At 40.1% G+C, this 24,256-nt stretch carries 19 protein-coding genes and 1 pseudogene; 10 read left to right on the top strand and 10 right to left on the bottom strand.

All coding sequences use genetic code 11. The annotated features are described in order from the left end of the window. The first annotated feature begins 375 nt into the window (after positions 1-375). Positions 376-1,755 carry a hypothetical protein gene (locus H6G79_RS02425; protein WP_313933871.1) on the top strand — a complete coding sequence of 460 codons (1,380 nt, stop codon included), beginning with the start codon at positions 376-378 and terminating at the stop codon, positions 1,753-1,755. 113 nt (positions 1,756-1,868) lie between these two features. Here the strand turns inward: H6G79_RS02425 and H6G79_RS02420 are convergent, their stop codons facing one another. Further along, complete coding sequence (locus H6G79_RS02420; protein WP_190591827.1) at positions 1,869-2,708, bottom strand: PD-(D/E)XK nuclease family protein; 840 nt, start codon at positions 2,706-2,708, stop codon at positions 1,869-1,871. A gap of 147 nt (positions 2,709-2,855) precedes the next feature. Between H6G79_RS02420 and H6G79_RS02415 the strand changes: the two genes are divergently transcribed. From H6G79_RS02415 to H6G79_RS02405, 3 genes are all read left to right on the top strand, one after another. Continuing rightward, positions 2,856-4,283 (top strand): phosphoglucomutase/phosphomannomutase family protein, encoded by a 1,428-nt coding sequence (locus tag H6G79_RS02415; RefSeq protein WP_190591826.1) that lies wholly within the window; start codon positions 2,856-2,858, stop codon positions 4,281-4,283. A gap of 75 nt (positions 4,284-4,358) precedes the next feature. Then, positions 4,359-4,631 carry a LapA family protein gene (locus H6G79_RS02410; protein WP_190591825.1) on the top strand — a complete coding sequence of 91 codons (273 nt, stop codon included), beginning with the start codon at positions 4,359-4,361 and terminating at the stop codon, positions 4,629-4,631. Positions 4,632-4,748: 117 nt separating this feature from the next. Beyond that, on the top strand, positions 4,749-5,006 hold the full coding sequence (locus tag H6G79_RS02405; protein WP_190591824.1) for a BrnA antitoxin family protein: 258 nt from the start codon (positions 4,749-4,751) through the stop codon (positions 5,004-5,006). A 196-nt stretch (positions 5,007-5,202) separates the two neighbouring features. On the opposite strand, the gene H6G79_RS02400 is transcribed toward H6G79_RS02405, so the two are convergent. From H6G79_RS02400 to H6G79_RS02370, 7 genes are all read right to left on the bottom strand, one after another. After that, positions 5,203-6,324, bottom strand: coding sequence for a hypothetical protein (locus tag H6G79_RS02400; RefSeq protein ID WP_190591823.1), 1,122 nt, complete (start codon positions 6,322-6,324; stop codon positions 5,203-5,205). Positions 6,325-6,720: 396 nt separating this feature from the next. After that, the gene (locus H6G79_RS02395) at positions 6,721-7,575 is read right to left on the bottom strand and encodes a dienelactone hydrolase family protein (RefSeq protein WP_190591822.1); all 855 of its coding nucleotides are present in this window, start codon (positions 7,573-7,575) and stop codon (positions 6,721-6,723) included. Between the two features lie 157 nt (positions 7,576-7,732). Next, positions 7,733-8,296 carry a Uma2 family endonuclease gene (locus tag H6G79_RS02390; protein ID WP_190591821.1) on the bottom strand — a complete coding sequence of 188 codons (564 nt, stop codon included), beginning with the start codon at positions 8,294-8,296 and terminating at the stop codon, positions 7,733-7,735. Between the two features lie 81 nt (positions 8,297-8,377). Then, complete coding sequence (locus H6G79_RS02385; RefSeq protein WP_190591820.1) at positions 8,378-9,988, bottom strand: alkaline phosphatase; 1,611 nt, start codon at positions 9,986-9,988, stop codon at positions 8,378-8,380. Positions 9,989-10,184: 196 nt separating this feature from the next. Continuing rightward, positions 10,185-11,300, bottom strand: coding sequence for an AI-2E family transporter (locus tag H6G79_RS02380; RefSeq protein ID WP_190591819.1), 1,116 nt, complete (start codon positions 11,298-11,300; stop codon positions 10,185-10,187). Positions 11,301-11,602: 302 nt separating this feature from the next. After that, complete coding sequence (locus H6G79_RS02375; RefSeq protein WP_190591818.1) at positions 11,603-11,998, bottom strand: rhodanese-like domain-containing protein; 396 nt, start codon at positions 11,996-11,998, stop codon at positions 11,603-11,605. Positions 11,999-12,011: 13 nt separating this feature from the next. Continuing rightward, positions 12,012-14,135 (bottom strand): serine protease, encoded by a 2,124-nt coding sequence (locus H6G79_RS02370; protein WP_190591817.1) that lies wholly within the window; start codon positions 14,133-14,135, stop codon positions 12,012-12,014. A gap of 354 nt (positions 14,136-14,489) precedes the next feature. On the opposite strand from H6G79_RS02370, the pseudogene H6G79_RS02365 reads away from it, so the two are divergent. Then, positions 14,490-14,684, top strand: a pseudogene (locus tag H6G79_RS02365) (Uma2 family endonuclease); the annotation flags it as partial. Positions 14,685-14,931: 247 nt separating this feature from the next. Here the strand turns inward: H6G79_RS02365 and hemB are convergent. Together hemB and H6G79_RS02355 are read right to left on the bottom strand one after the other, a co-directional pair. Beyond that, on the bottom strand, positions 14,932-15,912 hold the full coding sequence (gene hemB / locus H6G79_RS02360; protein ID WP_190591816.1) for a porphobilinogen synthase: 981 nt from the start codon (positions 15,910-15,912) through the stop codon (positions 14,932-14,934). Between the two features lie 298 nt (positions 15,913-16,210). After that, positions 16,211-16,552 (bottom strand): DUF4870 domain-containing protein, encoded by a 342-nt coding sequence (locus H6G79_RS02355; protein ID WP_190591815.1) that lies wholly within the window; start codon positions 16,550-16,552, stop codon positions 16,211-16,213. Positions 16,553-16,791: 239 nt separating this feature from the next. Between H6G79_RS02355 and prfC the strand changes: the two genes are divergently transcribed. From prfC to H6G79_RS02330, 5 genes are all read left to right on the top strand, one after another. After that, positions 16,792-18,420: a peptide chain release factor 3 gene (gene prfC / locus H6G79_RS02350; RefSeq protein ID WP_190591814.1), complete on the top strand. Its 1,629-nt coding sequence runs from the start codon at positions 16,792-16,794 to the stop codon at positions 18,418-18,420. A gap of 315 nt (positions 18,421-18,735) precedes the next feature. After that, positions 18,736-20,946, top strand: a complete 2,211-nt coding sequence (locus H6G79_RS02345; protein ID WP_190591813.1) for a M48 family metallopeptidase — start codon at positions 18,736-18,738, stop codon at positions 20,944-20,946. Between the two features lie 625 nt (positions 20,947-21,571). Beyond that, on the top strand, positions 21,572-22,051 hold the full coding sequence (locus H6G79_RS02340; RefSeq protein WP_190591812.1) for an RNA-binding protein: 480 nt from the start codon (positions 21,572-21,574) through the stop codon (positions 22,049-22,051). A 584-nt stretch (positions 22,052-22,635) separates the two neighbouring features. After that, positions 22,636-23,256, top strand: coding sequence for a TenA family protein (locus H6G79_RS02335; RefSeq protein ID WP_190591811.1), 621 nt, complete (start codon positions 22,636-22,638; stop codon positions 23,254-23,256). Positions 23,257-23,406: 150 nt separating this feature from the next. Then, positions 23,407-24,240, top strand: a complete 834-nt coding sequence (locus H6G79_RS02330) for a sterol desaturase family protein (RefSeq protein WP_190591810.1) — start codon at positions 23,407-23,409, stop codon at positions 24,238-24,240. Positions 24,241-24,256: the final 16 nt, after the last annotated feature.

Raw genomic sequence — 24,256 nt, 5'->3', positions numbered from 1 at the left:
TCAAACCACATAGCAGAAACCGTATACACCCTCAAGACAGCTATTAATAATTAGGATAGTCTTCCTGTATATATGTAGTTCAGCCGCCAGTTGTCGGAAGGCGGAAGTCGTAAAGCAATCATAAGATTGAGATTTACTTTCCTGAAGTTCCCTAAAGATATTGGTAAATATAAAAACTAGTACAGGTCGGCTTAAATAAACAGACCATAAGGAATTGCTAAAAGGCTTGTGTTATCACTATTATTTCTTTTTCCTTTTGACTTTTTCCTTTAGCCTTTTTACTTTTACCTTGTCGTACTAGCCTTATTGAGTTTTTTCAAATAAAATCTTTATTCCATAGCATTTATCAACCCAATTTAAAATGGTAATAATCCAGTGAATGATTGGATAAATCGCAAGTCTCAAAAAATTCCCAAACAGCAGGGTGCTGGTAGTAATCTTGTCGCCACCAGTCAACAATCTTATGTACCTTCATATTTGACACATAATTCGCAGTCCAATGCTGAAGAAAAACAAATATACCAACATTTATTGCATTTGGTACAAGTTAAATCGCCAAATGAAATGCTAGAACGTTGTCGTGCCTTATTTGTTGAAGGTGCAGATTATCCTGAACCAGAAATATTATTAATCTTAGATAAAATTACAGCATCTAAAACTGCTGTACATGAGTTTAAATTTTTTATTAATCGTTGCTGCCATATTTTAATTAATCGCTGGCACATGCAGCCGCAACTACACTATGCAATTCCTGAATTAATCAAATTATTAGCTACTGAACCTACGAGGTCAAGAACCACAAGTTTTCGTTATCGCAACATTAGGAAGTTGCGGGAATTAATTCAAATGTTTATCGTCAGCGAACAGTATTTAACTTTGCGGCGATTTGTGGAAGTGATGACGAGAACAATTGAGGAAAATACGCCTCCTGAACCTCAAGCTTTAATCTCTTTAATTGGGCGCTACTCATATTTATATGAACATTGTTTGATTAGTGATGATTCTACCTTTGAACATCAGTGGCGCGTTAAGCAAATCCAAGCGCAGGCACAAAAGCAATTTGAAGTTGATTTATCGAAATATGTCACTTATCAAGTGCGACGCAATCAGATACTCAAAAAAGCTTCGGTAGAGGAAGCAGAGAGAAGTTTACGGACTGTGAATAATCCTACATTATTGAGCGATCGCGATCTGCATACAGCACTGCAACATTGGATTGGTAAGGTCGAAGGTAACTATACATACCAAGAGTTAGCCCAAAAATTTTTACAGTCTAATCAAAAGGTAAATTCTATAAGTGACTTTAAAGATAATTTGTATGAATATCTCATATCTTCCATTACTGGCGGTTCGGGAAAACGCCAATGGCAGCAAAAGTTACATACACAATTAAAAAATACATTGCCACAAGCTAATGCTCAAAAACCTGATGAGTTCTTAATTATGAGAATTTGTAGTCAGCTATTGAATTTTTTAATTGTAGACAGTCATTTATCAATTCAACATTTTAATTTTATTGACTTGATTACTAATCAAGGTACGTTAATTACCACGGAATTACTATTGAAAATAGTCTTGATTTGTCCTAAAGTCAAACCTTATTTAGAAAAGCGATTAACAATTTTATTTCAACACTATGAGTCTGCAAATACTACTGATATTAAGTGGCTTGTCAAGATTTTAGAACAAGTTAATATTGCTATGGTTATTTATTTTGGCAATATTGATATATCTTATTTTAAAGAGATTGGTTGATCTCGACAAGGGAGACAAGGTAGACAAGGTAGACAAGGTAGACAAGGTAGGCAAGGTAGAGATATGTTTGTTAACTATTTAATTCTCTAGCCCCTAGCCCCTAGCCCCTAGCCTCAAATCGGCACTACTACATCAGAATAAGCACTGACGGCGGCAAATTCACAAATTGAATTAAAGGGACAAAATCGGCAGTGTTGTCCAGGATTTGGAGGGAATATTTTACTGAAGTTACTGTTTTTTTCGTGATATTTATGTAAATCAGCTTGATGTTGATGAGCAATTATCGCTAACTCAGATTTTAAATTTTCAAACTCATGGTTTGTGATTTTAATTAAATCAGATTTTTTACCGAGTTCTAAATTATAAAATGATGCCACTGCTTGTCTACCAGGATAAAGATAACGCACCGCTAATAAATAAACTAATGCTTGTCGTTGGTCAAAAGCGGATTTACCTGTTTTGAAATCTAAAATATGTAAAGTGCGATCGCCATCAATAAAAATGCAGTCCATAGCTGCATATAAGCGAAAACAATAGTCGCCTTGTTCAATCAAAATCGGCTTGGGAAAACCTTCATCACCTGAAGTTAATTGCAGAATATTTTTGCCTCTCAATAGAGGCGCATTTTGATACTTTTTCAAAATTTGTAGAACGCGCTGCTGCACTTGCGAGCTAGTATTGTTGAGTTTTAACAACTGTGCAACTTTTTCTACACCGTCTGCTTTATTTAACAAATGTCGATTATGATGAAACTCATAAACGCCTTTTTGGGCGAGTATACCAATCCGCTGCGGTGCCGTAGCCTTTGTTAACAGTGCTTTAACTTGGGGTTCATGTTGACGTGCTTTAATAAACCCACGTCGCATCTGACAATGCCAGCGTTCTTGTCCTATTGCTGGGGCAATTAAAGACCAAAGGTGATAACTGACAAAAGGTCGGTCGGGGGTTGACATCGCTAACAAGCAGTGAGAAAAAATACAATGGGCAGAAATTTGAGCATAATTGGCTGCTCATAACTTCTTTTGATACTTGCGGCTAGGCACGCTTTGCGGGAAGCTTCGTAATAGACTACTGAAGATGGACGGGAGAAATTGGCAACAATGAGCGTTACTAGCAATTCCAGCAAAATCAAGTTTGGTACTGATGGTTGGCGAGGGATTATTGCTGATGATTTTACTTTCCCCAATGTGCGGAAAGTCACTAGAGCGATCGCAAGTTACCTCGAAACAGCCTACACAAAAGATAGACCAGTTCTCATTGCTTACGATACGCGGTTTTTAGCTGATCAGTTTGCCCGCACAGCCGCCCAAGTCCTAGCAGATTTGGGTTGGACTGTGAAAATTACTGATCGAGATTGCCCCACACCAGTAATTGCTTATAACGCCCGTCACTTAAATTCGGCGGGGGCGTTAATGTTTACAGCAAGCCATAACCCTGCACCATATTGTGGAATTAAATATATCCCCGATTATGCCGGGCCTGCCACTCCAGAAATCACTGATACTATTGTGGCAAATATTGAAAGTGCTGCGGATGATCTGCCTAGTAACAACCCTAGCGGGTCAATTTCTATTTTTGACCCCAAACCCGATTATTTGCAATTTATCTACACATTGTTGGATGTAGAACGCATCAAAAGCGCCCATTTAAAAGTTAAATATGATGCGCTTTATTCGACATCTCGCGGTTATTTAGATGAAGTTTTGCAACAAAGTGGCGTGGAATTAGAAAGTTTCCACACTTGGCGAGATGTATTATTTGGCGGTGGAATGCCAGAACCCAAAGGCGAACAACTAGAAGAGTTAGTAGAAGCTGTACGCCGCGACCACGCTGATTTAGGTTTGGCAACAGATGGCGATAGCGATCGCTTTGGTATCGTTGATGAACAAGGTAATGTTCTCACCCCTAACACTGTGTTGTTGGTGTTAGCAAGGCATTTAATTAAAAATAAAGGCAAAAGCGGCGCAATTGTTCGCACCGTCGCCACAACTCACCTATTAGATAATTTGGCGGCTAAATATGGTTTGCCAATTTATGAGACAGCCGTAGGCTTTAAATACATCGGTGAAAAAATGCGGGAAACCACCGTTTTGATTGGCGGTGAAGAATCAGGTGGTTTAAGCGTAATTGGTCATATTCCCGAAAAAGATGGTGTTTTGGCAGATATGCTAGTTGCCGAAGCGATCGCCTACGAAGGTAAACCCCTGAGTCAACTTGTCAAAGAAGCGATCGCGGAAGCTGACGGCCCCTTGTATAACAATCGTTTGGACTTACACCTCACCGAAGCCCACAAAACCGCCGTTATCGACTCCTACACCCACAATCCCCCTTCAGACGTGGCGGGAATTAAAGTCAAAGAAGTCGGGCGGAAAGATGGCATTAAACTTTACCTAGAAGAAGGTAGCTGGGTGTTACTGCGTCCTTCGGGAACAGAACCACTGGTGCGCGTTTATATGGAAACCAACAGCCCCGAAAAACTCTCTCACATCGCCCAAGAAATGGAGAGTGCGATTGCTAAATTAGGATAAGAGTTTCCACCGCAGATGAACACAGATAAAGATTTATCAATGTCTGTGTTCATTTGTTTTGATTTGTAATTTTTTATGAAGACAATTTCTAATTTGTTAATATCTGTTGTTGTAGCTGTTTGGATAGTGGCGATCGCAATTCTTTCAGTTCAAAATGCCACACCAGTATCGTTAAAGTTTTTAAGTTTTCAATCAATTCAAATACCAGTCGGTTTAGTTCTGGCTTTTAGTGCTGCGATCGGCGTAATTGGGGTAGCAGTGCTGCAACCTCTGTGGGGGTTGGCTGGTTCCGGCGAAAATCGCTTGGAAGAGGATGCAGAGTTTTTTGTTGATGATGAGGATTTTTGAGGGATAAATTAACCGCCGATGCACGCGGATGCACGCAGATGAATTAGTTTATAGAAATACAAAATTTTCAGCCTCCTGTTAGTATGTACAAATGTGCATACGGAGGAAGGTTAAAAGATGGAATCAGAATATGATTTTAGCCAAGGTAAACGGGGAGCAATTGAGCCGACACCAGCAGGCAAAACTCGAATTACAATTCGTTTAGATGATGAAACATTGGCTTGGTTTCGTGAACAAGTTCACCTAGCAGGTGGTGGAAATTATCAAAGTTTAATCAACGATGCTTTGCGTGAATATATTCAGCAGCGCCGTGAACCTTTAGAAGAAACATTACGGCGAGTTTTGCGCGAAGAACTTGAGCGAATCAAAAAATAAGCATAAAAATATAGAGATACGATGAGTCGCATCTCTACAAAAGCTATGGTATGTAAGCTCTAACTACTTTAGCTGCAAAATTAAAATGTCCATTCGTGGTTAGGGTCATTAAGTGCAGCACGGACGGAAGCTAAATTTGCTAAGTCTTTAAATGGACTAGATTTAGCTATCTCTGTGATTGAATTTAAAGCAAGGGCTAACTGTTCATTGTTACCTGATGCGATCGCGCCATCAACGACAGCAAATAATGAAGTAAATTTTTATTTACTGTAATTTGAGGCTTGGATAAATCTAAATTACACGCTTCTCGTTCTAACTTAATGTTAGTAATTTCTTCTATCCCTATCAGGAAGAAACGCTCACATTCCTCTTGATTTAATGAACTAATACCATTAATACTTAAGTCTGTATTTTTCTTGAAAATCCCCAATGCTCCCCTTTTTAATAAGGGAATTACGCTGTTAATATTACCGGACAATCCTGTTCTATCAATCAATTGTACGCCCGTAACGACCAATGTAGCTAAGTTAGCTATATTTTCGATTGTCTCTTGGATATTATAGTTAGTAATTTGCTGATTGTACTTTTCATTTTCTGCTTGCAAATTTCTCATCGAATCATCAATTTTTTGTTGTACTTCTCTTATTTGCTGCTTTAGAGTATTAATTTGAGTAATCGCAGTATTGACTTCAGTTTCATATTCACTAACCTTTACAAAAGATTTACCTAGCTCACGACTAAGTAATATTCCGCCAATTAATACTGCTGGGCTTACAGTGATATTACCCAACGCAAGAAGAGACCCAATAATTATGCCTCCAGCACGAATGCCTAATGAACGCTGACTTAACCAATTCATTGTGGTTATGGTAGCTTTTTGGATAAATAGGTCTTGACTTATAAGATTTTTTACTGGTGATTTTAGAGGATTGACTAATTGATTTACAGCATAACAAACATCAGAAATATTATTCTTATTTAAGTAAGAACTTATTTCAATTAATATATTTTTTGTTTCTTCAACTTGCAGAATTGGTATATCAATATCCTGCTGATATTTTGTGCTTATTTCCTCAAAAACATGAATGAGTTGATCTATTTTAGCTTTAGTTTCAGTACGCATATCAGCATATATGTTAGCCAGTTTAGATACATAAGCTAAATCATTCTGACATTCGTTAAAAGCATCTTCATAGCTACTTCTAATATTTTTAAGTTTTGCTTCTGGATTCTCTGTATTACCAATTGCCCAAGCAGAGATAAAAGCTCCTGTAGATGCACCACCTAAAGCAATAATACTCAAGATAAGTGAAAGCATGAAATACTCCTAAATACTGATCAGTGGTAGAGGCCTATTCGTATAAACTCCAAGCTTAAAAGAAGACATGGATTTATTTATATATATGCTTCCCTGATTCACAAACTAATCAACATTCAAAGCGTCAAAATCTGAAATTGTTATAAAAATCTATAAAATGTGATGTAACTACTCATTTTTATATTTTAGTAGTAGATGCGTGATGCGGTCGTTAACACATCCTAAATGTCAATATGAGTTCTATTGTTTTTTGTCAGTATTTAGCAGATGCTAAACAGCGAATTTACTGAGGAGTGTAAACTGAAAATAGTTAGCGCGATCGCATCTATAATAAAATGCAGAAAATGAGCGATCGCACTCTGCTAGGCTGATGAATGCGATCGCCTAGCATAAAACTCAGTTTAAATGATTTTGAAACAGTTCTAAAACACGTTGCCAAGCATGAGGAGCCGCTTCGGGATTGTAACTGGGGTGCTGTTCGATTAATGGGTACTTATCTTTAAAGAATCCGTGGAAAAATCCATGTCCTGCATCGTATCGAAATACACGATGATTTATTTGATGTTTCTTTAATTCTGCCTCAATTTGCTCGTTTTCTGTTTGGGAAATGAGGGTATCTCTGTTACCAAAAAATGTATAAATAGTACCTTTAATTGAGGAAGTGCGATTAATAGTGGGAGTTTCTTCACCATAACTAGAAGTGGTAATCCCGCCACCATAAAATGAAGCCGTAGCTTTGATATCAGGTAAAGTTGCAGCCATATAAGCAACATGGCCGCCAAAGCAAAAACCAATAGCGCCAATTTTGCTCCCGCTAACATTGGGTAAAGTTTTAAGATAGGCGATCGTGGCTTGAATATCGCTGAAAATTTCTTGATACTTTACTTGTTGATAGTATTGTAAACCAAGCTGATAAGCTTCTGGGCTATATCCAATATCATTAGGGCTATAGTCAACCTCAAAACCCGGAGCAATTCTTTGATACATTGCAGGTGCTACTGCTACATATCCTTGCGTTGCTATGAGTTCGGTAATATCCCGAATATTACCATTAACTCCAAAAATTTCGGGAAAAACTATAACAGCACCAAAGACTCCTGCTTGTGCTGGTTCAGCTAAATAAGCATCAATTTTTAACTCACCATTAGATATTTTGATTTTTGAAGTTTTAATTTCGATGTTTGTTATTTTTACCATGTTTGTTTCGGCTAAATTTATATTAATTTGTGTATTATGGTTGTTTTTTAACACAGATAGAAGACTGACGCAAAAACCTCTAAAACTCTCATTTCTCTGTGTCTCTGTGGTAGCCTGCGGCAAGCCGCTATCGCGTCTACGTATTTTCGTGGACTGTGCGTAAGTCCTGAGATAATAAAGAGGATTTTCACTCAAAACATCACAATACTCGTTATTCTAATAACCAGTCAAACAAAGTTCCTAGATGCAGGTTTAGCTCATTAGCAAAAGACGGAACTGGAAGTTTTTGTTCTGCTAGGTCAAAAACCTCTGGTTGTTGCTTGGGTAGATAAACAAAGACAGTTTGCTCACCGGGGTCAATTAACCAACCCATTTGAGTGCCAAAGTTGAGGCAATGTAAAATATTTTTGGTGACTTTTGTTTGGTTTTGATCAGGTGACAAAATCTCAATTGTCCAGTCAGGAACTATTAAAAAGGTATTTGCAATTTCGCCTTTTTCGTCGCGGGGAATTCTCTCCCAAGTAAACACAGAAACATCTGGTACTATTGAGCGCCCACCAAATGTACAACGCAATTCTGAAAAGGCTCGTGCAATCTTTCGAGGTTTAAGAACTACGTTGACATTAGTAGAGAACTCGGTTTGAATTGTACTGTGCTTACCTTGTGGCATTGGTTTTTGAATAATTTGCCCATCAATATATTCACTAGCAGGTTCAGTTTCTGGTAGCTTGAGAAACTCCGCCAAAGTCATGGGTTTAGATGGGGTCTGTACCATTGAGACTTTTTGGTAAAAGAAAGTTTGATTGGCTTGATGTCAATTTTAAAATATGGGTGGGCAAGTTTGCCCACCCTAAAGTTAATATTGCTCTGGTGGTAAATCTACACTGTAAACAACTTCGCCAGCCAAATTCCGCAAAGATACTGTCATCACTTTGGTAGAGGCATTAATTTTGACTGCGCCGAAGAATTGCAACCCTTCGCTTGGGGGTCGATTTGCTCTTGTACCCGCAGGTAAGCTTTGAAATACTAACTGTGGGCCGAAGGTATTTTCTAATTGATTAGGCCCAAATGTACCTGCATTCAGTGGCCCGGCGACAAACTCCCAGAAAGGTTTAAAGTCTTGAAACTGGGCTTTATTGGGGTCGTAGTAGTGGGCGGCGGCGTAATGAACATCCGCCGTAAACCACACCACATTCTGAATATTTCTGTTTTTGATAAACCGCAGTAAATCTGCTAGTTCTAATTCTCTGCCTAAAGCGGGGCCGTCGCCATTCGCCCAAGCTTCAAAATCAGTCGCACCATCTCTCACTATCAGCCCTAAAGGCATATCACTGGCAATAACTTTCCAAGTGGCTTTGGATGAAAGTAATTGTCGTTTTAGCCACTGCACTTGTCTTCTGCTTAAAAAATCTGTTGCTGGACTTTGTTCTGGCTGATTATTAGGAGAATTTGGCCCTCGATAGGTGCGTTCATCCAGCATAAAAATATCGAGCAATGACCCATACTCAAAGGAACGGTAAATCCTGGTTCTTTCTGGATTATCGTAATACTCAATCGGCATATATTCCAAAAATGCTTGTCTTGCCCGTTGAGCCAACAAGTTAACATCTTTGACTGTGTAGCGAGCATCACTGCCTACATTACTGAGGATTTCGCCAGGATACCAGTTATTCGTTACTTCGTGGTCGTCCCACTGTGCTAAAAGTGGCACTTCGGCATTGAATCGCTTGATATTTTCATCCATCAAGTTGTATTGATAGTTACCACGAAACTCTGTTAAAGTTTCAGCAACTTTCGATTTTTCTGGTGTGGTGATGTTGCGCCAAATTGTGCCATCATCCAGGGTTACTTGAGATTGAATTGGGCCATCAGCATAGATGTTATCGCCAGAATGAATGAAAAAGTCTGGCTGGAGTTGGCGCATGGTTTCATAAATTCTCATCCCACCAAAGTCAGGATTTATCCCCCATCCTTGACCTGCGGTGTCGCCTCCCCAAACAAAGCAGATATCTCGCCCAGATTTAGGAGGTGTGCGGAAAGAACCGCTAACTGGGGCGCTGAAAACATTGCGATAGTTTAAATCTTGAAAAATTACCCGATAAAATATCTGTTGATTTTGGGGTAAGTTTCTTAAGTTAAGTCGGGCGGTAAAGTCGCTAGTTTCTAAAGCCACAGGCCCAGGGATGCGCCGGACATTGCGAAATGATTCGCTAGTGGAATATTCTACTATCATTCTGGCGGGGCGATCGCTCCGACTCCAAATCACCACATTATTTTCGCTAATATCGCCACTCGCTACACCAAAAGGTATGCCAGGACGCATTTTTTCCGCAGTAATAATAGCAGGTGCTTGACCAAAAACAGGTGATTTAGCAACAATATTCGTCCCAATAATTCCGCCTGCTGTTACTGCTGAACGGACTAAAAATTGGCGACGATTTATCTTTAATGGTTGATTAGATTCCATAAAATTCAGTTTTTTTGCCGAGGTTTGTAGAAAAATCAATTAAACTAGTACATATCGGCAGAAATTTAGCATATTCCCTCTAGCCTATAAGTAAATATTGAGTTATCTAAAAGTTAAGAAACTATTATGGTATAAATTCAAAAATACCCGACTTTTTGAATAAATCGGGTATCTGAACTATCAAGGTAAGTTTTAATTAAATCTTGCTGATGTAATTTTCTTGATTTACTTCCATTGCTGAAGTTTTTACACCATCTTCATTAGTAACAATTTGTTGACTCAATTCTCCGGCTCGCCAACTATCGGCAATATCTTTAATAAAACTAGCAAGCGGAATCGCAATTAACAAACCTAAAACGCCGCCTAATTTTGCACCTATAAGTAAGGAAATCACTACCCACACAGGATTTAAACCAGTTAAATTACCTAAAATTCTGGGTGCGACAATATTAGAATTAATTTGGTCAAGGGCGACGGCGACACCTAACACTTCCACACCTAACCAAAAGTTTTCTAAAGCTACTAATAAGCTAACTAATCCAATTCCTATCCCTGTACCAAAGGGAAATAGTGAGAAAAAGCCGATAGCAATCCCAAACAACAAAGCCAGGGGAATGCGGAGGAGGACAAATGCTAATGTCACCAATACAGCCAACACTGCCCCTAATGTTGCCTGACCGATAAAATAATTTTGAAAATCTTCTCGCAGCAATTGTCTAACTTTAGTGCCGATATGTTCAGGAAACCATTGATAAATTCCATCCCAGAGTTTTTGACCATTTAAGATTAAATAAATAGTCAAAACTGCGGCAATTAAGATATTAAGTACAACTCCGATAGTATCAAAGGCAAAACCCAGGATTTTCCCGGTGAATGATTGAAATTGATTGGATAATCTTTCTAACAGTTGTAAGGCTAAACCCCGCAAATTAATGGGAATTTGTTGGGTAGCTGCCCAACTTTGAAAAGCGTCTAATTGTTCTAAACTAGAATCTATCCATGAGGGCAGAATATTCGCTAGTTCGTTAAGCTGTTGCAGAATTACTGGTACTAAGGTGATACCAACACCTCCCAGAATCACTACGGCTGACAGCAAAACTCCGACAATTGCCAAGTAACGGGGTACACCGCGTTTTTGAAAGAACTGGATGGGGTAGTTTAAGACAAATGCTAACAAGATAGCGATCGCAACTACACTCACCAAGGGTTGAAAATACTTGACAACCTGGATTAATAACCAACCGTTGAGAATGACTAGCGGAAACGCCAAGCCATAACTTAACCATCGTGGTAGTTTGTTTGCTGATTGCATGAGAGTGACTTCACCACAATTCTTTAGTTTATTCTGGCATCAGATGGCTGTTTGTGAAGGGGATAGGGTGCAAGGGTGCAGAGTGAAGAGGAGAAATTACAATCATTTCCTCCTTGTTCCCTTCCCCACTTCCTACTCCTGACAGATGTAGCTCACAGTAATCAAAGATTCCCATTCCTCTAGCCCCTATCAACTTGCGACTAACTTATACAAATTTAAGAAAAGAATGCGACAGATAGAAATCAGGAAAGTCTGACTGGAGCTAGATTTCTTAATTGCGAATTGCGAATTACGAATTGGTATTAGCAGCCACAATTTATCGTCGTACCAAGCTGGGCTTTCTTACCTTCAGTAGCGTAGCCATCACGTTTCCACCAATCAAGGCCACCAATCAGTTCCCGGACTTCAAAACCCAAAGTCAATAATTTAAGTGCTGTTTTAGTCGAGGCGTTACAGCCAATACCGTCGCAATAGCAAACATAAAGTCTTGACTTATCCAGCATCTCAGTTGAATTGAAACAGATTTCTTTGTGTGGTAGGTTCAACGCGCCTGGAATATGTTCTTCAGCAAAAGCATCTGCTGAACGGCCATCAACAACGGTTATCGTCTGTCCTTTGTTGAGGGCAACGTATAGATCCCATGAATCCATCTCATACGCAAGTTTACGCTGATAGTGCGCCATTTGATCTATGCTCATTGTTATTTCCTTGCTAACGCTGATTTTTTCTAATTAGTTCTAATACTTGCTGATAAGCGGCTGTGTTTCCTTGCATTTTATACAAATTCGCTGCCGTTTCCAAATCAGTGATACTTGCTGGTATTTCGCCTAAATCATACCGAGCCAAACCCCGGTTATGGTAAGCTTGGGCATAGTTAGCATCAATATTAATCGCTCTACTATAATCAGCGATCGCACCTTCTAAGTCTCCCAAGTTTCTGTAAACGTTGCCGCGATTGTAGTAAGCAAAGGTATAATTCGGGATAATTTTCAAGGCTTGATTGTAATCGGTCAAAGCTCCCTGCAAATCATTAATATCATACTTAGCATTACCACGATTATTGTAGGCGTAAGCATAATTGGGATTAATTTTAATCGCTTGGGTATAGTCTGCGATCGCGCCTTGCTTATTGCCTAAATCAAAATAAACATTGCCGCGATTATAATAAGCTTCGGAATTATTGGTATCGATTTTGATGGCTTGGCTATAATCTGCAAGTGCCTTTTGCTTTTCACCTAAATAATAAAAGGCGTTACCTCTGCCGTTGTAAGCAGACGAATAATTAGCATTGAGTTTAATTGCTTGGTTATAATCTGCGATCGCTGCTGGTAAATCTTTCAAATCAGAGCGAGCATTTCCCCGATTATAATAAGCTTCAGCATTATTCGGACTAGCTTTTAAAGCTAAAGTGTAATCAGTAATTGCCCCTTGCTTATCACCTAAATAATAACGAGAATTGCCCCTACCGTTGTAAGCTGAGGAATGATTTGGGTTGATTTTCACAGCTTGGGAATAATCTGCGATCGCGCCTTGATAATCACCTAAATCATAGCGAGTATTACCACGGTTATTATAGGCAAAAACATAGTTAGGGTTAATTTTAATCGCTTGATTGTAATCAGTTATTGCCCCTTGCTTATCACCTAAACTCGCGCGAGTATTCCCACGATTGTAATAAGCTTCCGCATTCCCTGGGTCAACTTTAATGGCTTGATTATAATCAGCCAAAGCCTTTTGCTTATCTCCCAAAGCATAGTGGGCATTACCACGATTATTATAAGCAGAAGAATAATTAGGGTTCAGTTTCAACGCTTGGTTATAATCAGCCAGCGCCCCCGGCTTATCATCAAAATCATACAGAATATTGCCACGATTGTAATAAGCAAAAGCATATTCAGGATTAATTTTTAAAGCTTGGTTGTAATCTTTCAGAGCGCCTTGTTTATCACCCAAATAATAACGCGCATTTCCCCGATCATTGTAAGCATAAGAATACTGAGGATTCAGGCGAATAGCTTGATTGTAAGCTTCTATCGCTCCTGGATAATCACCTTTTTTATACTTATCTCCGCCCTGAATATAAAAATCATCTGCCTTTGGTGCGGTGGGCGTAGGCTGACTGACAGCACCCACCTCAGCTTTTGGTAAAGTTCGCAAAAAAGTATTAATTGGAATCCCCAAATTAAACCCAGTTTTGATAATTACATCGGGATTTTTATCAGAAATTTGATAATTTTCGGCGGTGTCACCTCTACCGTGAATCCCCACTAATTCACCTTTGTCATTCAGCACCGGGCCGCCACTCATTCCCGGTAGCGTGTCGTTATTGTAAACTAAAGCATAACCATCCCGCAGGGCTTTGGAAGCATTAGCCGTGATCCGCCCTTCCACAAAATTGTAAATTGAGACAGAAATTGCCGCGCTGGGCTGAGGAAACCCCGCCACATAAGATGTTGCACCTTCACTAATGTCATCAGAGTTGCCTAACTTTGCCACAGGATAAGTTTTACTACTGGTAAACTGCCCAATAGCTAAATCTATTCCTGGTAACTTTTTCACCGTGTCGTACTTTAACTCATAACGGCTATCATCAGGCGTGATAACTGCATATTTATCTGGATTTTCGACGACGTGTTTAGCAGTTAATACCGTGTAAGTATCACCCTCACGGCGAACAATTACCCCAGAACCAGAACCATTTTGATTTTCAATCAGCACCGTCATTGCTTTCGCAATTTTGCTAACTTCCGTTGAAGAAAGGGCTACAGCCTGCGGTTGCACAATAGCAACTGAAACGCCAATCAGTGCGGGTGTTAATAGATAATTAAATTTCATAACGATTTTGCTATGGTTGCGATTAGTAATTGCTTAAAAGTATATTGATAATTTTTTTATACCACCTGGATGATATGGAAATGAGTGATTGTTGATTTCTTCTAATAGAGTTTAATGTTTTTTAATTAGTCATTGCTTTTGAGTCGTATGTGTAGGGTGTGTTAGGCGTAAGCCGTAACGCATCCAAAACTTGGTGCTAGATGCCGTACTCTCGCCGATAACACATCCTATGTACATTTCAAAAATCAAATATTAGTCCTAATATCTATGACTAGCTGCATTTACGCATCACCATTGAGAGTATATTGACAATCATGATGCTCAAATACTCCTGAGACTTTTGAGTTAAGGCTTGATGCTGCAAGTTATTGTAAGAATGATGTTTCTTGGATAGAAAAATCTCGTTGGGATGCACTGACTCAAGAACAAAAAGAAAGATTCATTCCTTTATATCCTGATTTTGTGATTGAGATATTATCCCCCAATGACAGTTTAAAGAAAAGTCAAAATAAAATGCAAGAATATATAGATAATGGCTGTCGTTTAGGTTAGTTAATTAATCGTAAACAACAAGATAGCGGTTCTCGAATCAGTGAAGTACAAGAAAAATAATTAACCGCAGATAGACGCAGATAAACGCGGATGAATTTGTATTCTGCTCAAGTGAAAGTCGCTATATTGAGAATGGAGATTAAATACCCAAAAAATAATCCCACGCCCAAACACCAAAACACAAAGAAATACTTTGCGCCTTTGCATTTTGGCGTGAGATTTCTACATAACTCAGAAAAGACACTTACCGCAACCATCTAGCTGCATCTTTGGCATGGTAAGTTAAAATCAAGTCTGCACCAGCACGCTTAAAGCCAGTTAAAGTTTCCATAACTACACGCTCTTCATCTATCCAGCCATTCAAAGCGGCAGCTTTAATCATGGAATATTCACCGGAAACGTTGTAAGCTGCAACAGGTAAGTTACTTGCTTCCTTCACCCGCCAGATAATATCCATGTAAGCCAATGCAGGCTTAACCATGAGCATATCCGCACCTTCAGCAATATCTAATTCAATTTCTTTAATGGCTTCCCGACTATTTCCAGGGTCCATTTGATAAGTTCTTCTGTCGCCAAATTGGGGTGTGGACTCAGCCGCATCGCGGAAAGGCCCATAATAAGCCGAAGCATACTTAGCAGCATAAGACAAAATGGGTGTATCTTGGAAACCAGCTTCGTCTAATGCAGTCCGAATTGCGTGGACAAAACCATCCATCATCCCTGAAGGCGCGATGATATCTGCACCAGCTTTGGCTTGAGAAACGGCGGTTTTCTTGAGCAATTCCAAGGTGGGGTCGTTGAGGACTCGTCCGGTTAAATCACCCACTTGTAAGTAACCGCAATGACCATGACTGGTGTATTCACACAAGCAGGTATCAACAATGACAATCAGGTCGGGAACTGCCGTTTTTACCGCAGTGGCAGCTTTTTGGACAATTCCGCAATCATGCCAAGCACCAGTAGCATCAACGTCTTTATCTTCGGGAATGCCAAATAAAATAATGGCGGGAATGCCTAAGTCGTAAACTTCTTTGGCTTCTTCCACAATTTTGTCTACCGATAATTGGTAGACTCCCGGCATAGATTTAACTTCCTTGGCAATTCCTTCACCTGGTACAGCAAAGAGGGGGTAAATTAAATCGTTGGTTGTCAGGATGGTTTCACGTACCATCCGACGCAGTTGGGGGTGGCTACGCAAACGACGGGGACGTTGTATGGGAAACATAGTTTTTGTCAAGGAAACGATGTAATGGACACAAGTCAAAGCGGCACAAAAGTAGAGAAAAACTCTACTACTGTCAGACAGACTACAAACAGTGCTTAACTGTCCTTTGCCCTACTCTTGATGAAGCTGTAGGGCAATTTTGTATTCTACAACTTGGTTGCTACTTCATCTAGCTAACAGTTTGGGCAGAAAGATTATTAATTTTTAATTCTGATCTAAAAACATTAAACCGCAGAAAGTTTTGCGAATTTCTTTGTTAACAATGTTCAAGTTTTTATTAGCAATTACCCTGACTGTGTTATAGAACACGGAAAATGAAGGGATAGCGGAAGGGTTTATCTGGCTTGGTAAGCACACTGGCGATCGCCCAAATTGTTAATCCCCAATGCAGCGCATATCCGAGGAATACTAGAGGGAATAACAAACCAAAAGTTAACCAGAGCAATGCTGTAATAATAATTCCATAAATCCAAACATTCAGGTGAAAATTAATAGATTCTTTGGCATTTTCTAGGACTACCGGATCATTAGCAATGAATAGCATAGCGATCGGTATCCCCACAGACATAAAAAGCGTACTGAAGAAAATCGCTGCGTGACACAAGGCAGAAAAAATCTTGCGTTTATCTGGGTCGTACATACTTGTTTCCTTTGAGGGGTTAGAGGTTAGGGGGGCGGGGAGACAAGGGAGACAAGGGGGACAAGGGACGGGAGCAATCTTTCTACCTTGTCTACTCTCACTCAGCACTCAGCACTCAGCACTCAGCACTTTTTGACCCTATCACGAGCCTCGTTGTTTTAAGATTAAAAGACTTACTAAAGTAGAGAAAAATTAAGTTAAGTAAAGTAACAAGGGTAAGTAATACATTTAGGTCAATTATGTCAACTGAAATTCAGTCAGAACTTCATCAAGCCGTAGAACAGCGACGCAATTTTGCGATTATTTCGCACCCTGACGCGGGGAAAACGACGCTGACAGAAAAGCTACTGTTGTACGGAGGTGCAATTCACGAAGCTGGTGCGGTGAAAGCACGACGGGCGCAGCGCAAGGCTACTTCCGACTGGATGGCGATGGAACAGCAACGGGGTATTTCGATTACTTCGACGGTTTTACAGTTTGAGTACCAAAACTGTCAGATTAATTTATTAGATACCCCTGGACACCAAGATTTTAGCGAAGATACTTACCGGACTCTGGCTGCTGCTGATAATGCGGTGATGTTAATTGATGCGGCGAAAGGTTTGGAACCGCAAACCCGTAAATTATTTGAAGTGTGTAAATTGCGGGGTTTGCCGATTTTCACCTTTGTAAATAAACTCGACCGTCCGGGTAGAGAACCTTTAGAACTGTTAGATGAAATTGAACAGGAACTAGGGTTGCAGACTTATGCTGTGAATTGGCCGATTGGAATGGGCGATCGCTTTAAGGGTGTTTTTGATCGTCAGCAACAACAAATTCACTTGTTTGAACGCAGCGCCCACGGTAGCAAAGAAGCCCGTGATACTGTTGTTGATTTGGGTGATGCCAAAATTGAACAGCTGCTAGAAGAAGACTTGTACCACCAACTGAAAAATGATTTGGAACTGTTAGAGGGAGTCGGCCCGGAATTAGATTTGGAATTAGTGCATCAAGGCCAAATGACCCCAGTGTTCTTTGGTAGCGCCATGACCAACTTTGGCGTAGAGTTATTCCTCAAGTCTTTTCTCGACTATGCCTTAAAACCAGGTGTTCACAATAGCAGCGTCGGGGAAGTTCCGCCCACATATCCTGAGTTTTCGGGTTTTGTGTTCAAATTGCAAGCCAACATGGACCCGAAACACCGCGATCGCATCGCATTTGTCCGGGTCTGCACTGGCAGATTTGAAAAAGATATGACAGTCAATCACGCCCGCACAGGCAAAGCCGTACGTTTATCGCGTCCGCAAAAACTCTTTGCCCAAGAACGGGAATCGATTGATGTCGCATATCCAGGTGATGTCATCGGCTTAAACAATCCCGGCGTGTTTGCGATCGGCGATACCATTTACACAGGGCAGAAATTGGAATACGAGGGAATTCCATATTTTTCACCAGAACTGTTTGCCACCCTCAGAAACCCCAACCCCTCAAAGTTTAAGCAATTTCAAAAAGGGATTTCGGAATTGCGCGAAGAAGGTGCTGTGCAGATTATGTACTCAACTGATGAAGCTAAACGCGAACCAATTTTGGCGGCGGTGGGTCAGTTGCAATTTGAAGTGGTGCAGTTTCGCCTACAGAACGAGTATGGCGTAGAAACAATTCTCGATTTATTACCCTACAGCGTCGCCCGTTGGGTAGAAGGTGGTTGGGAAGCTTTGAACAAGGTGGGACGTTTATTTAACACCACCACAGTCAAAGACAGTATGGATCGGCCAGTGTTACTATTCCGCAATGAATGGAATTGCCATCAGTTACTAGAAGACCATCCAGATTTAAAATTAAGCGCGATCGCCCCGGTATTTTATGGTCAATCATCAGTGGAATCTTGAAACAGAATGCAGAAGTCAGAATCCAGAATTCAGAATAAATTCATTCTGACTCCTGACTTCTGACTCCTGAGTTCTAGATTCTGACTCCTGATTCCTATTTATCGGGTATAGTTGATGTCCACGGCATCGCGGGGTCGCGTTGTCATATCACCGTGGATTCAAAGTCAAAAGTGAAAAGTAAAAAGATAATTCACATATCTCAAGCGCAGCAGTCTAGTGACTAGCGAGCAATTTTGTTCTTCTTTCTTTTGCCTTTTGCCTTTTTCCTTTTACCTTATTCTGTCAGTTAGCAGAGATTGGAGTGCCAGAAATTCTATGCCTTCACGCGCTGAATCATCTTTGGAGGCTGGTTTAACTGCCCTCAAGCAGGGAGATTACCAAACAGCGATCGCTCAACTCGAACCTGTGGCTAGTAGTAAAGGCAATAGCACTACTAGCTTACAAGCTCGTGTGGGGTTAGTTATGGCTTATGCCCGGACTGGTGAAGCCCGCAAGGCGATCGCTTTGTGTCAAACTCTCAGAGATAGCCAAAATCCCCAAGTTCAAGAGTGGGCTGAACGCGCTCTGACACATTTAACAAAACGTAAAAAAACAAAAAAAGTATCTTCACAAACATCAAAACAACCAACAAACTCCGGCAATTCATCGGCGGTGTCATCCAGACGAGTCCAACAGCCTGTGCTGGAAAAAACCGCACAATCAGGGAATTATCAAAATACTTTTATCGAAACACCTGTCGGATCACAAAATCAATTTATAGAATCGGCTGAATATACACCAACTCAGCGATTAAATATTTATTGGCGACAAGCAAAACGCGCCAAAGTCTGGCAACCTCTACGTAAACCGAAATTACTGCCCTTACGCTTAAAAGCCCTGGGAAGTCTTGTGGCTTTGTTTTGGGTGATAGACTTCTTTTTCAAGTCAGCAATGGTCTCGGTAAATTTAATTTTAGACAAGTTGCCGTATTTGGAACCATTGCAGTTTTTCTACCGCGACCCCAAGCTAGTAGTAATTGGCATTTTGATGATCGCCAGTGCGGTTTCCCCTTGGTTACTTGATTGGTTACTAGGGCGATTTTGTAGTCAGCAACCCCTATCCAAAGATATCTTACACAGCCGCAGCCGAGAAACAGCCAGAGTCCTGCAACGTTACTGTCAGCAAAAACGTTGGCAATTACCCCATCTGCGAATTATCCCCATCAATACACCCATTGCTTTCACTTATGGCAATCTGCCCCGTAATGCCCGAATTGTCGTCAGTCAAGGGCTGTTAAATCAACTGGCAGATGATGAAATTGCCGTGATTTATGCTACTCAATTGGGACACATTGCCCACGGTGATTATTTAGTGATGTCATTGGTATTGCTGGTGACTTTGCCGATTTATCGTTTATATCAGCAAATATCTCAGTGGGGAAACAATGTTCCTCCTGGTTTTTGGCAGTGGCCGTTTAATATATTTTCCAGTCTGACTTATGGAATCTGGTGTTTATTGACTGGGACAGCTTTATGGTTGTCGCGCTCACGTCATTATTATAGCGATCGCCTCGCAGCCGAAATCACTGGTAATCCTAATGCCTTAATTCGAGCTTTCTTAAAAATTGCGATCGGTACTGCACATGACATTCAACAAGTACAACACACCAATTGTCAGCTCGAAAGTTTGAATCTGCTCATGCCTGTTAGCTATCAACAAAGTTTAACTTTGGGTAGCATTGCTGGCCATATCCCCTTTGAATCAGCCTTGTTCTGGGATTATCTCAATCCCTATCGTCACTGGTTAGCCATTAATAATAGCCATCCACCCATCGGTCAGCGCATTCAATGGCTGTGTCAAATTGCCCGTCACTGGCACATAGAAACCGAACTACATCTCAGCACCGAACAATTTATTAAAACTACACGCCAATCATTCTTACTGCAAATCTCTCCCTTTTTAGGCATTCCCGTAGGTTTTGGCTTTGCGGGTTTGATTTGGATGAGTTGGCAAACAGCTTTTAGCCTCAAATTTTTAAACTTGAAATGGATTTATGAAGATTGGAACTTTGTCAGTGGTTGCTTACTGATTGGTTTTAGCATTGGCTTGGTTATTCGGATGAATAGTTTTTTCCCGAATCTCAAAACTGCAATAGGGCAAACTGATCAAAGTTTACCGAACTTATTAGCTAATCCATCTGCCATCCCCATTGATAGCACTAGTGTCTGTCTGGCTGGCAAATTACTAGGTCGTCCAGGTACAGCCAACGCTCTTGCCCAAGACTTAATCTTACAATCCAGCACAGGTTTAGTGAAGTTACACCACGTTCCTTGGCTATGCTTGGGGCAGAAAACCCAACTGCAAGATTTGATTGGTAGACAAATTACCGTCACAGGCTGGTTCAGACGCGGCGCAACACCTTGGCTGGATATCCACACCGTCCAAACTCAAACAGGAACCACTATTCATAGCCCTCATCCCATTTGGTCTACCATCTTAGCCGTAGCCGCCCAAGCTTGGGGTGCTTATATTTTTCTCATGGGCTAGTCAAAATTGAGGGAGTTGGGAGTCGGGAAAAATCACAAATGACTAATGACAAAACTTGCAACATTTCTTTACAAGTGTTACATTTATTAACAATATATTTAACAACCAACATAACTTAGCATTCCGCCTAAGTAATTGTTGTTAGATGCTTGCGCCAATGCCTCTTTTATCCTCCCAACACAGCAGCAGCTAGACCAGCCATTGGCTGGTTTTTGTTTCTGATATTCGCCCTTGAGAAAAAAATGTATTTTATGTTACTATCGATTCGCAATATAATCGGAAATGTGTGTTCTGAACTAGCTACGTAGAAGATACCGTGATAATGTAAGGAATGGTGTTGAATTCTGCGGGCAAGGACATCAAAAAAAATGTTTACTGTGGCAGACAGTAAGCTAATAAATTTACAAATTTTAGAATTAAGGTGGTATTAACTGAGCGTTGTATGCGCTTTCGTAATATACAAGCTTTATCCAAACGAAAAACTGTATTGTATAAGTTGACAGTTTGGAGTAAAAAAAATTGGTTGATGGCAAATTTAATCAAAAGCATCTATTTAATTAACAGCCAAAACCAAGTGATTGTTCTCTTGCCTTGCTTCGTTCATTAAACTCTGGAGGTATAGTTCATGTCCGTTCGCCTATACATAGGCAATTTGCCAAAAGAAGAAATAGATCGCCAAGACTTGCAAGCGGTTTTTGCCGCCGAGGGTGATGCTGTCACCACGAAATTAATCAAAGACCGGAAAACTGGTAAATGTCGTGGTTTTGGTTTCTTAACCGTCAACAATGACGAACAAGCTGATCAAATTATTGAAAAATATAATGGTCAGTTGTTCAAAGATACCCCCATTAAGCTAGAAAAAGCATTGCCCCGTACCAAGGGTGATGAAGGCGAAGAACCAGCGCCAAAAGCTGCCAGCAACCCCACTCCTAGCAGCAACAAAGAAAGCAATCGTCGTGACAAAGGTTCTAAGAAGTCTAAACGCGGCGGTGGTGGACGTGAAACTACTAGCACAACAGACTCAGATGCAATTCGTCCAGATCCCCGTTGGGCATCTGAACTAGAAAAGCTGAAGCAGATGTTAGCAGCGCAAACCACAAATTAAGACTAGCAATGGAGAAATTAAAAATTAAAAATCCAATTTGTGGTTTTTAATTTTTAATTGTCCACAAGTCCTGACTTTGTGAATCAAATATTATTGGCAACTGTAAATTACAGAGCGTCAAAGCACAACAGCTTGTCCAGAGACACAGCTAGTGCTGGTTGGTAGTAGAGCGACTAAAAAACAAGCTACACAGAGTTCGGTTTGACTAAAGTTTGTCCAAATCTTCCAGAGTTCCGAACCGCTAGTGTGAGGGACATCAATACTCTGAAACTAGGAGAGGCATAGTATTAATTATGTCTCTCCTAGGTTTGTTTACAAAGCAAATCTTTTGGTAAAAGTGTTGTAATTTAGGTCATCCACAGATCATCCATCACCTGTAACCTGTGATGAAATTTAACTCAGTGTTGCATAAGCATTGCAAATTACATACATACGTGTCAAAATCAGTTTTGGAAATATTACTGAACTGCTTAAAGCAGTCTAACCGGAGGCAAAAGATATATCTGCCTCTTTTACTATATGGACTTACTCACAAAGATTTTCTGTGGTAACTGGGTGTAAGGGTGTAGGCTGGAAAATGACCAATGACTTTATCTTATGAATTATGGGTGGCAAATCAAGATTTAGAGCAAGCTTGTCTAGAGCATCCTTTTGTACAAGGTATCGCTGATGGTACACTTGAAGCGTCTAAATTTGCTTACTATGTGGGACAAGATGCTTTTTTCTTAGAAGCTTTCGCCCGTGCTTACAGCATCGCCGCAGCTAAAGCACCAGACTGGAAAGGTTTTAATATATTTCACAATTTAGTCGGTGGAGTTTTAGCCGAGTTAAAACTACATCAAAACTATGCAGCCAAGTGGGGAGTTAATTTACACTCTGTAGAACCAGGCGCTGCTACCCGCCGTTACACAGATTTTTTGTTGGCTACAGCTTGGAGTAGTGACGTTGGGATAACGGCGGCGGCGATGTCACCTTGTATGCGTTTATATGCTTTTTTGGGGGAACAGTTAGCTTGTCATGGTATTCCCCATCATCAATATGCAGATTGGATTCGGACTTACAGTAGTGCAGATTTTCAACCACTAACTCAGCAATTAGAAAGTTTGGTGGATAACTACGCCACAAATCACGCTTTGGTTCATTCAACTTACCGTTACGCTATGCTGTGCGAACGTGATTTTTTTGCAGCTGCGTGGATAATTTAGCAAGTTTATGATGCCAATTGACGAAATGTAAAATTATTTCAAAGAATCCCTGTATAAATCGTTGCTTTGAGCATATAATCCCTAAATTATAGAGGCGAACATATCATAGCTTGTATACAAAATTTGTATCACATTCAATAGGATACAGGGATGAAAAAATTTTTTGATTTCTGTTTTGAGGTCGAATTCTACCTAAAAATTGCTATTAGCTGCACAATTATTCAGCAAATGTTTTATTGGTTATTACACAATATTGAACTTAACTTTATCACCCAGGTACTGTTATACTGGATGACTGCTTCTGTCTCGTTTTATAGTATTGGTTTTTTTATCGAAAAAGTCATTAAACAGAATGGTAGTTTGAGAGATCATTTGACTGTCAGAGCGAAGAAAGTCAAAAAACAATCATTTCCTGTCTTTACAGCAAAAGGTATAATTATTGGAGAACTTAGGAGTTTTATAGCAGCATTAATTATCCTTTATCTAGCGCCAGAGGTGACTAGAGGGAATAGCTGGCTCTTAAACTTTGGATGGTTTTTGATGAGAATAATTGCAGCTGATTTCTGCTTTTACGTTTCTCATTGGCTACTTCACAGAAAATTTTTCCAGAAAATCCATCTTAAACACCATGAGTTTGCTGATTCCTCAAGTTTTGTAGCTGGGCATAAAAGTTTGACTGAATATATAATTGTTACTATTACAGACCTTTTACCTATCTTTATTTTTGGGTATGATATTACTCAACTACTTGCCTGGACTATTATCGGCAATGCTTATAATTTAGAGGGACATAGTTCTTTATCCATATTTTTCGTACCATCAGATTTTCATGATCTTCACCATACTTGTTTCAAGAGGAACTATGGAATTCAAGGATTTTGGGATAGGGTATTCAAAACGTTGAATCCTCCGACAAAAAAAACCGGATTGATTTTTCCTGTCGCTTCTTTAGAACAGATCACGATGAAATATTATAGTGATTGAGTATTCTTCACCTCCA

This window comes from Anabaena sp. FACHB-83, from assembly GCF_014697485.1.
GTDB lineage: Bacteria > Cyanobacteriota > Cyanobacteriia > Cyanobacteriales > Nostocaceae > Nostoc_B.
Note: the sequence above shows the minus strand (reverse complement) of the source record. Positions and strands in the feature narration are given on the sequence as shown.

What these genes read in the sequence shown, in the direction of transcription:
- H6G79_RS02415 (WP_190591826.1), top strand. Translation starts at nt 2,856, where the DNA reads ATGAGCGTTACTAGCAATTCCAGCAAAATCAAGTTTGGTACTGATGGT.
- H6G79_RS02380 (WP_190591819.1), bottom strand. Translation starts at nt 11,300, where the DNA reads ATGCAATCAGCAAACAAACTACCACGATGGTTAAGTTATGGCTTGGCG.
- H6G79_RS02345 (WP_190591813.1), top strand. Translation starts at nt 18,736, where the DNA reads ATGCCTTCACGCGCTGAATCATCTTTGGAGGCTGGTTTAACTGCCCTC.
- H6G79_RS02410 (WP_190591825.1), top strand. Translation starts at nt 4,359, where the DNA reads ATGAAGACAATTTCTAATTTGTTAATATCTGTTGTTGTAGCTGTTTGG.
- H6G79_RS02385 (WP_190591820.1), bottom strand. Translation starts at nt 9,988, where the DNA reads ATGGAATCTAATCAACCATTAAAGATAAATCGTCGCCAATTTTTAGTC.
- H6G79_RS02370 (WP_190591817.1), bottom strand. Translation starts at nt 14,135, where the DNA reads ATGAAATTTAATTATCTATTAACACCCGCACTGATTGGCGTTTCAGTT.
- H6G79_RS02400 (WP_190591823.1), bottom strand. Translation starts at nt 6,324, where the DNA reads ATGCTTTCACTTATCTTGAGTATTATTGCTTTAGGTGGTGCATCTACA.
- H6G79_RS02405 (WP_190591824.1), top strand. Translation starts at nt 4,749, where the DNA reads ATGGAATCAGAATATGATTTTAGCCAAGGTAAACGGGGAGCAATTGAG.
- H6G79_RS02390 (WP_190591821.1), bottom strand. Translation starts at nt 8,296, where the DNA reads ATGGTACAGACCCCATCTAAACCCATGACTTTGGCGGAGTTTCTCAAG.
- H6G79_RS02335 (WP_190591811.1), top strand. Translation starts at nt 22,636, where the DNA reads ATGACTTTATCTTATGAATTATGGGTGGCAAATCAAGATTTAGAGCAA.
- H6G79_RS02355 (WP_190591815.1), bottom strand. Translation starts at nt 16,552, where the DNA reads ATGTACGACCCAGATAAACGCAAGATTTTTTCTGCCTTGTGTCACGCA.
- H6G79_RS02375 (WP_190591818.1), bottom strand. Translation starts at nt 11,998, where the DNA reads ATGAGCATAGATCAAATGGCGCACTATCAGCGTAAACTTGCGTATGAG.
- hemB (WP_190591816.1), bottom strand. Translation starts at nt 15,912, where the DNA reads ATGTTTCCCATACAACGTCCCCGTCGTTTGCGTAGCCACCCCCAACTG.
- H6G79_RS02340 (WP_190591812.1), top strand. Translation starts at nt 21,572, where the DNA reads ATGTCCGTTCGCCTATACATAGGCAATTTGCCAAAAGAAGAAATAGAT.
- H6G79_RS02330 (WP_190591810.1), top strand. Translation starts at nt 23,407, where the DNA reads ATGAAAAAATTTTTTGATTTCTGTTTTGAGGTCGAATTCTACCTAAAA.
- prfC (WP_190591814.1), top strand. Translation starts at nt 16,792, where the DNA reads ATGTCAACTGAAATTCAGTCAGAACTTCATCAAGCCGTAGAACAGCGA.
- H6G79_RS02420 (WP_190591827.1), bottom strand. Translation starts at nt 2,708, where the DNA reads ATGTCAACCCCCGACCGACCTTTTGTCAGTTATCACCTTTGGTCTTTA.